The organism is Pseudomonas brassicacearum subsp. neoaurantiaca (genome assembly GCF_013608025.1).
Classification (GTDB): domain Bacteria; phylum Pseudomonadota; class Gammaproteobacteria; order Pseudomonadales; family Pseudomonadaceae; genus Aquipseudomonas.
On record NZ_VDLV01000012.1, the window covers coordinates 152,186 to 164,439 of the forward strand.

Annotated in this window: 11 protein-coding genes; 9 read left to right on the plus strand and 2 right to left on the minus strand. The window is 60.4% G+C overall.

Annotated elements, in window-relative coordinates; genetic code table 11:
* The first annotated feature begins 150 nt into the window (after window positions 1-150).
* Both FHK92_RS10420 and FHK92_RS10425 read left to right on the plus strand, forming a co-directional pair.
* Complete coding sequence (locus FHK92_RS10420) at window positions 151-1,461, plus strand: MFS transporter (protein ID WP_181287969.1); 1,311 nt, start codon at window positions 151-153, stop codon at window positions 1,459-1,461.
* A 59-nt stretch (window positions 1,462-1,520) separates the two neighbouring features.
* Window positions 1,521-2,324, plus strand: a complete 804-nt coding sequence (locus FHK92_RS10425; RefSeq protein WP_181287970.1) for an IclR family transcriptional regulator — start codon at window positions 1,521-1,523, stop codon at window positions 2,322-2,324.
* 6 nt (window positions 2,325-2,330) lie between these two features.
* Here the strand turns inward: FHK92_RS10425 and FHK92_RS10430 are convergent, their stop codons facing one another.
* Window positions 2,331-3,383, minus strand: coding sequence for an NAD(P)-dependent alcohol dehydrogenase (locus FHK92_RS10430; protein ID WP_181287971.1), 1,053 nt, complete (start codon window positions 3,381-3,383; stop codon window positions 2,331-2,333).
* Window positions 3,384-3,563: 180 nt separating this feature from the next.
* Between FHK92_RS10430 and FHK92_RS10435 the strand changes: the two genes are divergently transcribed.
* Window positions 3,564-4,454, plus strand: a complete 891-nt coding sequence (locus FHK92_RS10435) for an AraC family transcriptional regulator (RefSeq protein WP_181287972.1) — start codon at window positions 3,564-3,566, stop codon at window positions 4,452-4,454.
* 183 nt (window positions 4,455-4,637) lie between these two features.
* On the opposite strand, the gene FHK92_RS10440 is transcribed toward FHK92_RS10435, so the two are convergent.
* Entirely contained in the window at window positions 4,638-6,302 is a 1,665-nt protein-coding gene (locus FHK92_RS10440; RefSeq protein WP_181287973.1) for an electron transfer flavoprotein-ubiquinone oxidoreductase, read from the minus strand.
* A gap of 544 nt (window positions 6,303-6,846) precedes the next feature.
* On the opposite strand from FHK92_RS10440, the gene FHK92_RS10445 reads away from it, so the two are divergent.
* From FHK92_RS10445 to FHK92_RS10470, 6 genes are all read left to right on the plus strand, one after another.
* On the plus strand, window positions 6,847-7,596 hold the full coding sequence (locus tag FHK92_RS10445) for an electron transfer flavoprotein subunit beta/FixA family protein (protein ID WP_007908338.1): 750 nt from the start codon (window positions 6,847-6,849) through the stop codon (window positions 7,594-7,596).
* Window positions 7,597-7,598: 2 nt separating this feature from the next.
* The gene (locus FHK92_RS10450; RefSeq protein ID WP_181287974.1) at window positions 7,599-8,528 is read left to right on the plus strand and encodes an electron transfer flavoprotein subunit alpha/FixB family protein; all 930 of its coding nucleotides are present in this window, start codon (window positions 7,599-7,601) and stop codon (window positions 8,526-8,528) included.
* Window positions 8,529-8,602: 74 nt separating this feature from the next.
* Complete coding sequence (locus tag FHK92_RS10455) at window positions 8,603-9,427, plus strand: substrate-binding periplasmic protein (protein WP_181287975.1); 825 nt, start codon at window positions 8,603-8,605, stop codon at window positions 9,425-9,427.
* Between the two features lie 9 nt (window positions 9,428-9,436).
* Window positions 9,437-9,796 carry a DUF4398 domain-containing protein gene (locus tag FHK92_RS10460; RefSeq protein WP_181287976.1) on the plus strand — a complete coding sequence of 120 codons (360 nt, stop codon included), beginning with the start codon at window positions 9,437-9,439 and terminating at the stop codon, window positions 9,794-9,796.
* Window positions 9,793-10,602, plus strand: coding sequence for an OmpA family protein (locus FHK92_RS10465; protein WP_181287977.1), 810 nt, complete (start codon window positions 9,793-9,795; stop codon window positions 10,600-10,602). Before FHK92_RS10460 ends, FHK92_RS10465 begins: the two co-directional genes overlap by 4 nt.
* Before the next feature lie 198 nt (window positions 10,603-10,800).
* Window positions 10,801-12,243, plus strand: coding sequence for an aminotransferase-like domain-containing protein (locus FHK92_RS10470; protein WP_181287978.1), 1,443 nt, complete (start codon window positions 10,801-10,803; stop codon window positions 12,241-12,243).
* The last annotated feature ends 11 nt before the right edge of the window (window positions 12,244-12,254 follow it).

Consider the following 12,254-nt stretch of genomic DNA (forward strand, 5'->3'; position numbering starts at 1 on the left):
TGCTCGCGATGGCAATGCATCAGTCACACATGCGCCAACTGACACACCGTCATCGCGAGCAAGCTCGCTCCCACAATTGGATCTCCGCAAGCAGGGAGATCATCCTCGATGCGCCCGTTTCCTCAATAAACATAAAAAGAGGCACCTCACATGCAAGCGCACACCCTAAGCGCGCAGGCGTCGTTGGTGACGCCCAGCCGCAAGCGTTTTTTCATCATGGTCCTGCTGTTCATCACCGTGGTGATCAACTACCTGGACCGCAGCAACCTCTCTATCGCCGCCCCGGCGCTAACCACCGACCTGGGTATCGACCCGATCCACGTCGGGCTGATTTTCTCGGCGTTCGGCTGGACCTACGCCGCCATGCAGATCCCCGGTGGCTGGCTGGTGGACCGAGTGCCGCCGCGCATCCTGTATAGCGTGGCGTTGTTGCTGTGGTCGGCGGCCACGGTGATGCTCGGTTTCGCTGCCAGTTTCATCGCCTTGTTCGTGCTGCGCATGGCCGTAGGTGCCCTGGAAGCACCGGCTTATCCGATTAACAGCCGCGTGGTGACGACTTGGTTTCCCGAGCGCGAGCGGGCCACGGCCATTGGTTTCTATACCTCCGGCCAGTTCGTCGGCCTGGCATTCCTGACTCCGGTTCTGGCGTGGCTGCAACACGCGTTTGGTTGGCACATGGTGTTTGTCGCCACAGGTGCGGTGGGCATTCTCTGGGCGGTTATCTGGTACGCGGTGTATCGCGAGCCACGGGACTTCAAAGGCGCCAACGCCGCTGAAATCGAACTGATCCGCGAGGGCGGCGGGCTGGTGGATATCCAGGCCGAGACCGCCAAGGCCAAGGCCAAATTCAGCTGGAGCGACCTCGGCATCGTCCTGACCCAACGCAAGTTGTGGGGCATCTACCTGGGGCAGTTCTGCCTCAACTCCACGCTGTGGTTTTTCCTGACGTGGTTCCCGACCTACCTGGTGAAATATCGCGGCATGGACTTCATCAAGTCCGGCTTGCTGGCGTCGTTGCCGTTCCTTGCTGCGTTCGTCGGCGTGCTCTGTTCGGGGTTCTTCTCCGATTGGCTGATCCGTCGCGGCGCCACGGTGGGGTTCGCGCGCAAGTTGCCGATCATTGGCGGGCTGTTGATTTCCACCTCGATCATCGGCGCCAACTTCGTCGAGTCGACACCGCTGGTGATCGCGTTCCTGGCCCTGGCATTCTTTGGCAATGGCCTGGCTTCGATCACCTGGTCGTTGGTGTCGACCCTGGCACCGGCAAGATTGCTCGGTTTGACCGGCGGGGTGTTCAATCTCATCGGTAACCTTGCGGCCATTGCCACGCCTATCGTCATTGGCTTCCTCGCCAGCGGTGATTCGTTCGCCCCGGCCATTACCTACATCGCCGTACTGGCCTTGATGGGCGCGTTGTCCTACATCCTGCTGGTCGGGAAAGTCGAGCGCATCGAGTTGTAGTCCTACGAGACGGGCGACCATAATGCCGCCCGTTCCCCGCTCACTGTTGAAGGCCGGCCATGCAGCAAGACGATCCAAAAATCATCAAGGATGCCGCTCCTACCGGCACGCAGACATTGCTGCGCGGCCTGGGCGTGGTCCAGGCGGTTGCCAGTGGCGCCCGCGACTTGAAGGAAATCGCCCGGCTGATCGGCACCACCCGCAGCACCACCCATCGCCTGGCCAGTTGCCTGGTGGACGAACGTTACCTGCGCGTGGTGCCGCAAGTGGGCTACCTGTTGGGGCCGAAGTTGATCGAGTTGGGTTTCCAGGCCCGGGAAGAATTGCCCCTGGTGAGCCTGGCGGGGCCGTACCTGGACGAGCTGTCCGCGTTGACCGGGGACACCGTGCACTTGGCGATTCGCGAGGGCGACGAAGTCCTGTACCTGCTGAAGAATCCTGGGCGTAACGGCCCGGAGATGCGTTCACGGGTGGGTCATCGCATGCCGTTGGCGCGGACCGGGATCGGCAAGGCGCTGATGCTCGATGACTCCCAGGAACAATGGAAGCGGCTGTACGAAATCAGCTTGCCTGCCAGTGGGAAGAATCAGTTCTGGCCCCAGCATCAAGAGCAATCCTGGGAGCAGTTCCAGCAACGGATGGTGGAGTATGTGGCGGGGGGCTATGCCTTCGACCTGGAGGACAACGAACCGTCGATCCGCTGTGTGGCGGCGCCGATTCGTGATGCCGGCAAGCGCATCGTCGCCGGTATCAGCATCGCCAGCACCGTGCCGTACATGCCGCTGGAAAAGATGGCCGAGCTGATTCCCCTGGTCAAAGGGGTCACAGCCCGGCTGTCGGCGGAACTGGGCGCCAAGGTCTGACGAGCGTCAGGCCTTGAGTGTCGCCATGTCGATGACAAAGCGGTACTTCACGTCCCCGGCGATCATGCGGCTGTAGGCCTCGTTGATCTGGCGGATGTCGAGCATTTCAATGTCGCAGCTGATGTTGTGTTCAGCACAGAAATCCAGCACTTCCTGGGTTTCTGCGACGCCGCCGATCAGCGAGCCGGCCAGGACGCGGCGACCCAATATCAGTTTTGCCGCGTGTACCGGTGGGTCAACGGGCTCGACCAGGCCCACGATGATATGCACACCGTCGAAACGCAGCGTGTCGAGGTAGGGGTTGAGGTCGTGCTGCACCGGAATGGTGTCCAGCAGGAAGTGGAAACGTCCTGCCGCGGCGGCCATCTGTTCGGCGTCGGTGGATACGATCACATGGTCCGCGCCTTGGCGACGGGCTTCTTCCGCCTTGCTCGCCGAGCGGGTGAACAGCGTCACTTCCGCGCCCATGGCCTTGGCGAACTTGATGCCCATGTGGCCCAGGCCGCCCATGCCCAGCACGCCGACCTTGTCACCGGCCTTCACGCCGTAGTGCTTGAGCGGCGAATAGGTGGTGATGCCGGCGCAGAGCAGCGGTGCGGCACTGGCCGGGTCGAGTGCTGCCGGGATGCGCAGCACAAAATGCTCGCTGACCACGATGCTGTCGGAATAGCCGCCCATGGTGTGGCCGCCACTTATGCGGTCCGGGCTGGCGTAGGTCTGGGTCATGCCTTCCAGGCAGTATTGCTCAAGATCGGACCGGCAAGCTTCGCACTCGCGGCAGGAATCGACCATGCAGCCCACGCCTACCAGATCGCCGACTTTGTGACGGGTGACATTCGCACCGACGGCGGTGACTTTTCCGATGATTTCATGGCCGGGCATCAGCGGGTAAACGGCGATGCCCCATTCATTGCGGGCCTGGTGGATGTCGGAGTGACAGACGCCGCAGTAGAGGATTTCGATCGCCACGTCGTCGGCGCGCGGGCTGCGACGCTCGAACTTCATCGGGGCGAGGGGAGTGGTGGCCGATTGGGCGGCATATCCGATGGCTGTGTACATGATGGACCTCGCTTAGCAGTGAACGGTGAGGGGTTCCATTCTGGGAGTCCTGGCGACAGGCGGCGATGGCGATTCCTACGCCTGTCATGCCTAATCCTCCGGCGTTGGCCAGGATTTGATTTCTTGTGACGCAAGACCTGCGATGATGGTTTCATCCCTTTTTTCGTGAAGTTTTCACCTATGTTGTTGACTCGTCATCTCGATGCGAACGCCACGCTGGTCTCACTGATAGAACCCTTGGCGACCCGTGACGGTTTCGTCCCTACGCGACTGCCCGGCGTGCAGGCCCTTCGCGCCAGCCAGGACGTCGCTCGTGGCCCGCAGCTCTACGAGCCGAGCCTGGTGATCATTGCCCAGGGAAGCAAACTGGCCTACCTGGGACCTCGCACGCTGGAATATGGCGCCGGGCATTATCTGATCCAGGCGCTGCCGGTGCCGTTCGAATGCGAAACCTACGCCATGCCCAATGCTCCGCTGCTTGGCGTTTCCGTTGCGATCGATCGGGCGATGCTGGGGGAACTTGTACTGGCCATGGGGTTGATGCCCGGTCGGAATCTGCCGCCGCAGACACCGGAATCGATGACCAGCGCGGTGCTCGACGACGCCATGCGTGGGGCTGTCGAGCGGTTGTTGCGCTGCTTGCACGATCCACTGGAGTGCCAGGTCATGGGCCAGGTGCGGCTGCGGGAATTGCTCTTCGTCGCGTTGCGCGGGCCCCAGGCCGATGTGTTGCGGGCGCTGGTGGAGCAGCAAGGGCAGTTCGCGCGGATTGCCGTGGCCCTGAGCCATTTGCACGCGCATTTCACCGAGCCGCTGAACGTCGAGACGCTGGCCAGTTGCGCGAACATGAGCGCCTCGACCTTTCATGAGCATTTCAAGCGCAGCACATTGTTGTCACCGGTGCAGTATCTCAAGCGGTTGCGCTTGCTCAAGGCCCAGCGGCTGCTGCTGATCGAGGGCATGGGCGTGGCGCAGGTCGCGCATCAGGTGGGATATCAGAGCCCGTCGCAGTTCAGCCGGGAGTACAAGCGTTACTTCGAGCGTAATCCTGGAGAAGAGCGCGTCGCCTGAGCCTCTGAAGATCCCTTGTGGGAGCGAGCTTGCTCGCGATGGCGGTGTATCAGTCGACATTTTTGTTGAATGAACAATCTCTATCGCGAGCAAGCTCGCTCCCACATTGGTTTGCGGTGTCTGTTAGATTGCAGGCAACAAAAAGGCCCCCATAACGGGAGCCTCGATGTTCAGCGTGTCAGCTTACATGTTCGGGTAAGTCGGCCCGCCGGCGCCTTCCGGCGTGACCCAGGTGATGTTCTGTGCAGGGTCCTTGATGTCACAGGTCTTGCAATGAACGCAGTTCTGGGCATTGATCTGGAAGCGCTTCTCGCCGTCTTCCTTGGTAATCACTTCGTATACGCCGGCTGGGCAGTAGCGCTGGGCCGGTTCGTCGTACAGCGGCAGATTCTTGCTGATCGGGATGCTCGGGTCGGTCAGCTTCAGGTGGCAAGGCTGTTCTTCTTCGTGGTTGGTACCGGAGATGAATACCGAGCTGAGCTTGTCGAAGCTGATCTTGCCGTCCGGTTTCGGGTAGTCGATCTTCTTGCATTCGGCCGCCGGTTTCAGGCAAGCGTAATCCGGCTTGGTGTCACGCAGGGTGAATGGAATCTTGCCGCCGAAGATATTCTGGTCGAGCCAGTTGAAACCGCCGCCGACGATCGCGCCGTACTTGTGGATTGCTGCACCGAAGTTGCGGCTGGCGAACAGTTCTTCATACAGCCAGCTGTTCTTGAAACTGTCGACATAGGCAGTCAGTTCATCACCGCCTTCGGACTCGGCGAACAGGCGATCGGCCACGGCTTCGGCGGCGAGCATGCCGGATTTCATCGCGGTGTGGCTGCCCTTGATCTTGGCGAAGTTCAGGGTGCCGAGATCGCAACCGATCAGCGCGCCGCCCTTGAAGACCATTTTCGGCAGCGAGTTCAAGCCGCCCTTGGCGATTGCGCGTGCGCCGTAACTGACGCGCTTGCCGCCTTCGAGGTACTGCTTGAGAACCGGGTGATGCTTGAGGCGCTGGAATTCGTCGAACGGCGACAGGAACGTGTTGCTGTAGGACAAGTCAACGATCAGGCCGACCACCACCTGATTGTTTTCCAAGTGATAAAGGAAAGAGCCGCCAGTGTTCTCGGTGCCCATGATGTCCAGCGGCCAGCCAGCGGTGTGTACTACCAGGCCTGGTTGATGCTTGGCCGGATCGATTTCCCAGATTTCCTTCAGGCCGATGCCGTAGTGCTGGGTGTCGGCCTCGCTGTCCAGGTTGAAGCGCTTGATCAATTGCTTGCCGATGTGGCCACGGCAGCCTTCGGCGAACAGCGTGTATTTGCCACGCAATTCCATGCCAGGGGTGTAGAGGCCTTCCTTTGGGTGGCCTTCGCGATCGACACCCAGGTCGCCGGTAATGATTCCGCGAACCACGCCGTTCTCATCGAACAGCGCTTCCTGGGCGGCGAAGCCTGGGTAGATTTCCACGCCCAGGTTCTCGGCCTGCTGGGCCAGCCAGCGGCACAGGTTGCCAAGGGAAATAATATAGTTGCCTTCGTTGTGCATGGTCTTGGGCACAAAGAAGTCAGGGATTTTGCTCCCGGCCTCGGCGTTCCTCAGGACATAAATGTCATCGCGCACGACCGGCGTGTTCAATGGCGCACCGAGTTCTTTCCAGTCCGGGAACAATTCGTTCAGGGCGCGGGGCTCGAACACCGCGCCGGAGAGGATATGCGCACCGACTTCGGAACCTTTTTCGACCACGCAGACGCTGATTTCCTTACCGGCTTCGGCGGCCTTCTGTTTCAGTCGGCAGGCGGCAGACAGGCCAGCGGGGCCGGCACCGACGATGACCACGTCGAATTCCATGTATTCGCGTTCCACAGGCTATCTCCTACTCAAGGCTCACAGTTTTTCTAATTGGAGGTTTGGCGTTGCATCCGTTGTTTCCTTCGCGAAGCGACGAAAGCGACAATGGATGAGACGCGGCTCTCTCTCTAAGCGGCGCATTATATCTACACCACTCTCAGGGTCCAATACAAACGTTTGTTTGAAAACGCCGCAGCCCAGATAAATCACTGACGTACGGCTTATGACTGGCCATTTTGCCGTATTGACCGGAATAGGTGTTCCGGTCAAGATACGGGCGGTTTTGCGCTCGCCGTAGGCTGACTGTTGGTTTCAAGAGCACCTCTAAAGACAGGGCGAAGGCAGCACAAAGTGACGAATTGCGAGGTTTGGACGCGCAGTTTACACGCCGCGATAATGAATGACTCATCGGTCATCACTGACGAATGGTCTTCACTCCCGTGAGCAAGGTCATGTGTGGTTCATGCCGGCGTTTTTAGAGGTGCCCTTGCGCCCATGATCATCAACCGCCAGGTTCGCCCGGGCGACTTTCTTTTCACCGGAGAGTAACGAGGAATCCATGAAGGTTCTTGTAGCTGTCAAACGAGTGGTCGACTATAACGTCAAGGTTCGCGTCAAGGCGGACAACTCCGGCGTCGACCTCGCCAACGTCAAGATGTCGATGAACCCTTTCTGCGAAATCGCCGTAGAAGAAGCCGTACGCCTGAAAGAGAAAGGCGTGGCGACTGAGATCGTCGTCGTTTCCATCGGCCCGACCACCGCCCAGGAGCAACTGCGTACTGCGCTGGCGCTGGGTGCCGATCGTGCCATCCTCGTCGAGTCCGCCGAAGACCTGACTTCCTTGGCCGTTGCCAAACTGCTGAAAGCCGTTGTCGACAAGGAACAGCCACAGCTGGTCATCCTCGGCAAGCAGGCCATCGACAGCGACAACAACCAGACCGGCCAGATGCTCGCTGCATTGAGCGGCTACGGCCAGGGCACCTTCGCTTCGAAAGTCGAAGTGTCGGGCGACAGCGTTGCCGTGACCCGCGAAATCGACGGCGGCGCACAGACGGTTTCCCTGAAACTGCCGGCCATCGTCACCACTGACCTGCGTTTGAACGAGCCGCGCTACGCGTCCCTGCCAAACATCATGAAAGCCAAGAAGAAGCCGCTTGAAGTGCTGACTCCTGACGCTTTGGGCGTTTCCACCGCCTCCACCAACAAGACCCTGAAAGTCGAAGCGCCGGCTGCACGCAGCGCGGGCATCAAGGTCAAGTCGGTGGCTGAACTGGTCGAGAAACTGAAAAACGAAGCGAAGGTAATCTAAAAATGACTATCTTGGTAATCGCCGAACACGATAACAAAGCGCTGGCTCCAGCCACGCTGAACACCGTTGCTGCCGCTGCCAAAATCGGTGGCGATGTCCACGTCCTGGTGGCCGGGCAGGGCGCTGGCGCCGTTGCCGAAGCCGCTGCGAAAATCGCGGGCGTCAGCAAAGTCCTGAACGCCGACAACGCCGCCTACGCGCACCAGTTGCCGGAAAACGTCGCGCCGCTCGTGGCCGAGCTGGGCAAGGGCTACAGCCACATCCTGGCTGCCGCGACTTCCAACGGCAAGAACATCCTGCCACGCGTCGCCGCTGCTCTGGACGTCGACCAGATATCCGAAATCATCTCGGTCGAAAGCGCCGACACCTTCAAGCGTCCGATCTACGCCGGCAACGCCATTGCCACCGTGCAATCGACTGCCTCGGTCAAAGTCATCACCGTACGCGCCACCGGTTTCGACCCGGTTGCCGCCGAAGGTGGCTCGGCTGCCGTTGAAGCCGTAGGCGCTGCCCACGACGCCGGCATCTCCAGCTTCGTCAACGAAGAACTGGCCAAGTCGGACCGTCCTGAGCTGACCGCTGCCAAGATCGTCGTTTCCGGCGGCCGCGGCATGCAGAACGGTGACAACTTCAAGCACCTGTACGCCCTCGCCGACAAGCTGGGCGCTGCCGTTGGCGCATCCCGCGCGGCGGTGGACGCAGGCTTCGTGCCCAACGACATGCAGGTCGGCCAGACCGGCAAGATCGTTGCGCCACAGCTGTACATCGCCGTCGGTATCTCCGGCGCGATCCAGCACTTGGCTGGCATGAAAGACTCCAAAGTGATCGTTGCGATCAACAAGGACGAAGAAGCGCCGATCTTCCAGGTGGCCGACTACGGCCTGGTTGCGGACTTGTTCGAAGCCGTACCTGAGCTGGAGAAGCTGGTCTAATCCAGCGTCTTCACTTATAAAGAGCCCGGCCCTTTGGCCGGGCTTTTTATTTCTGCGGACGGGAGTGTGGTGCGATGGATCTTCGCCGATTGGCTGGCTGGTCGTTGCTGTTGGCGCTGGGGTGCGCGCCAGGCCTGTCGGTCGCCGCTGGCAAATGCGAGCGCCTGATCGCCACCGGCAGCCCCGATGCGCCGCCGTATCTATGGCAAGACCCCCAGGATCCCAAGCATTTGATCGGCGCTGGCGCCGATCTGCTGGAGCAAGTGGCGAAAGCGCTGGGCATCAAGATTGAAATTCTTTACGCCGGCAAGCGCGCCCAGGCGCTGGACGAAGTGCGCAGCGGACGCATGGACCTGCTCACCGACGCCCCGTTGACCACGACTGGCCTCGAAGTGCTGGATTACGTGCATCCGCCCCTGCTGGAGAATGACTACCTAGTGTGGACCCGCAAGGATTCGACACTGGTTGTCGAGCGACCGGAGGACCTTCATGGGCATCCCGGCGCCTTGTCGGAAAAGGCCCGAATGACACAGGGATTTGGCGTCTTCGCTGAGCAGAATCTAACCCTGACCCGTACGCCCAACCTGACCCAGGCCTTTCAGAAATTGCTCCTGGGCGAAGTGGAATATGTACTGGCTGGGCGCTACTCAGGCCTGGCGATGGCGCAGACCTTGGGAATGGCGAATGACCTGCAAGCTGCGCCGCAACCGATGGACAAGCCGGGCCTGTTCCTCGCGGTTTCCCATAACTCCGCCTGCAACGACCCATGGTTACGCGGACAGCTGGCGCAAAAGATGACAGAATTGGCCGCGTCCGGCCTGGCAGAGGCTGTGTTGCAGCGCAATCTGGAGCGTTGGCGAACACAGTTGCAACCAACTGTCAGTGCCCCAAAACAGTAGGGAACATTAGTGACTATTCGACCTCTTTTCGCTGCCCTGGCCGTTCTGGCTCTGGCGGGTTGTGCAGCCGATCCGGCGCCGAATGAACAGATCCGCTTGACTGAGCAAGCCATCGAGCAAGCCCACGCAGTAGGCGCCACCGCCGATGAAGTGCCTGAATTGAAACTCGCCGAGGAAAAGTTTGCCCGCGCCAAAGGCAACATGACCGACGAATCCTACAAGAAGGCACGCATGCGGGCCGAACAGGCCGAACTGGATGCACGCCTGGCCGAAGCGAAGGTGCTGACTCTCAAGAGCCAGGAGCAACTGAACGTGCTCGATACGCGCATCAAGCGCTTGCGCAAACAGCTGAGGGAGGATGCCCAATGAAGTACTCCCACATATTCGGCGGTTTGGTTCTCGCAGGACTGGCCAGTCTGTACGGCTGCGCTGGCCAGCGCAGCGAAGCGGCACTGGAGCAGGCCAGCGCCGATTTCCAGAAGGTCAAGGAAGATTCCAACGTGTTGCGTGCCGCGCCCAAGGACGTCATCCGTGCCGGTGAATCCCTGGCCCGTGCCGATCGCTTGTCCACTTATTGGGGCAGTGGCGAGGACGTGCAGCATTACGCCTACCTGAGCCAACGCTACAGCCAGATCGCTCGCGAACATAGCAACCAGGTGCTCAACGAGGAGCGTGCGTTGAAACTCGAGCTGGAACGTCAGCGCCTGCAGCTGGCCTTGCGCGAATCCAAGCTGCAGAGCGTCCAGCAGCAGGGCAAGTTGCTGGAAGAACAGATCCTGGCGATGGCCACCACCCAGACTGACCGGGGCTTGGTGATGACCCTTGGTGACGTTCTGTTCGATACCGGCGAGGCAGAGTTGAAGAACTCGGCCAATCGCGTGGCGCTCAAGATCGTGCAATTTCTGCAGCTCAATCCCAAGCGCGTGGTGCGTATCGAAGGCTACACCGACAGCACCGGCGGCAAGCAGGAGAATCTCAAGTTGTCCCGTGACCGCGCGCAGGCCGTGGCCGACGTGCTGGTGGACCTGGGCATCGACGAGAAGCGCATCCAGGTCGAAGGCTACGGCGATCAGTACCCGGTAGACGTCAATGCAACCGAGCGCGGCCGGGCACAGAACCGACGCGTTGAAATCGTCTTCTCCGACGATAAAGGCCAGCTCGGCGCCGCCCGCTGAGGGCTGCGTCACTGGAAAACCCGGCCCCTTAAAGGCGCCGGGTTTTTTATTGGCTGGTGATTCACGGTAAGTGAGTACAGTTGGGCTGTCACTGCACTGTACTGTCGGGTAATCTGGCAACTGTCCCAGTACACTTCTAAACTGTTCCGGTAAAGTTTCCGACAAGAATAAAATGCCCGTGAAATCGAGTGCTGCGTCATGACCAACCTCCTGCTCTATCAACGTATTGCTCAACAGCTGGCCGAAGACATCCGGCGCGGTGTGTATCAACCCGGTGAACGTGTGCCTTCGGTGCGCAAGATGAGCTCGCAGCTCAACGTCAGCCACGCCACCGTGCTGCAGGCGTACGCCAATCTTGAAGACCAGGGCTTGATTCGCGCGCGGCCGCAATCGGGCTATTACGTGCACCAGACGCCAGCCCTGACCGCGCCGACGCCGGATATCGCCCGGGTCGAGCGCCCCGGGCTGGTGACGCGCAGCAGCATTATCCAGCAGGTACTGGTCGAGTCGCGCCGCGAAGGGGTGTTTCCACTGGGCGCAGCGGTGCCCAGCGTCGATTACCTGCCTGTTCGGGCGCTGCATCAGCAACTGGCCAAGGTCACGCGTTTCCACAGCCCGCGGGCGTTCAGCTACATGTTCAGCCCCGGTTTCGAGCCGTTGCGCCGCCAGGTGGCGATTCGCATGCGTGACGCCGGTGTCGTGGTGGACCCTTCCGAAGTGGTGATCACTCACGGTTGCGTGGATGCGCTGCAAATGTCCTTGCGCGTGCTGACCCGGCCAGGGGACCTGATCGCTGCGGAGTCGCCGACCTATTACGGTTTGCTGCAACTGGCGGATCTGCTGGGCCTCAAGGTCATCGAGATTCCCAGCGACCCGGTCACCGGCATGAGCCTCGAGGCCCTGCAGTTGGCGGCCAACCAATGGTCGATCAAGGCGTTGGTATTGACCACGCGCCTGAGCAACCCCCTTGGCGGCACCATGCCGGAGGAGCGGCAAAAGCAACTGCTGCGCCTGGCGTCGGACTTCGATATCCAGATCGTCGAGGACGACATCTATGGTGAATTGATGTTCGAACAGGGCCGTACCAAGGCGCTGAAAGCCTATGATCGATTGGACCGGGTGATCTACTGTTCGAGTTTTTCCAAGACCTTGTCCCCAGGGGTACGCATCGGTTGGATGATTGCTGGCAAGTTCCAGCAGGAAATCCAGCGGCTCCAGACGTTCAGTACTCATTCGGCCTGCAGCGTCACGCAGATGGGCATCGCGGCGTATCTGGAGAATGGCGGCTATGATCGGCACTTGCGCTACATCCGTCAGGAGTACCGCAAGAACCTCAGCGCATTCCAACTGGCGGTCCAGCAATATTTCCCGGAAGGCACGCAAATGAGCCGTCCTACCGGTGGCTTCATCCTGTGGGTCAGCCTGCCGGGGCGGGTCAATACCCAGGAGTTGCATGTACAGGCGTTGCAGCAAGGCATCAGTATTGCGCCGGGGTTGATCTTCAGTAATACCGAACAGTTCAACCACTGCATTCGTCTGAACTGCGGCACACCCTGGAACCGTGAGGCGGAGCGGGCCCTGATGACGCTGGGGCTGTTGGCCAAGCAGTTATGCCAGGAGACCGCCAACGGATATCTGTAGCAACCCCGCGT

Coding starts and splice junctions, on each gene's coding strand:
- FHK92_RS10420 (WP_181287969.1), top strand. CDS start 151: ATGCAAGCGCACACCCTAAGCGCGCAGGCGTCGTTGGTGACGCCCAGC.
- FHK92_RS10425 (WP_181287970.1), top strand. CDS start 1,521: ATGCAGCAAGACGATCCAAAAATCATCAAGGATGCCGCTCCTACCGGC.
- FHK92_RS10430 (WP_181287971.1), bottom strand. CDS start 3,383: ATGTACACAGCCATCGGATATGCCGCCCAATCGGCCACCACTCCCCTC.
- FHK92_RS10435 (WP_181287972.1), top strand. CDS start 3,564: ATGTTGTTGACTCGTCATCTCGATGCGAACGCCACGCTGGTCTCACTG.
- FHK92_RS10445 (WP_007908338.1), top strand. CDS start 6,847: ATGAAGGTTCTTGTAGCTGTCAAACGAGTGGTCGACTATAACGTCAAG.
- FHK92_RS10450 (WP_181287974.1), top strand. CDS start 7,599: ATGACTATCTTGGTAATCGCCGAACACGATAACAAAGCGCTGGCTCCA.
- FHK92_RS10455 (WP_181287975.1), top strand. CDS start 8,603: ATGGATCTTCGCCGATTGGCTGGCTGGTCGTTGCTGTTGGCGCTGGGG.
- FHK92_RS10465 (WP_181287977.1), top strand. CDS start 9,793: ATGAAGTACTCCCACATATTCGGCGGTTTGGTTCTCGCAGGACTGGCC.
- FHK92_RS10470 (WP_181287978.1), top strand. CDS start 10,801: ATGACCAACCTCCTGCTCTATCAACGTATTGCTCAACAGCTGGCCGAA.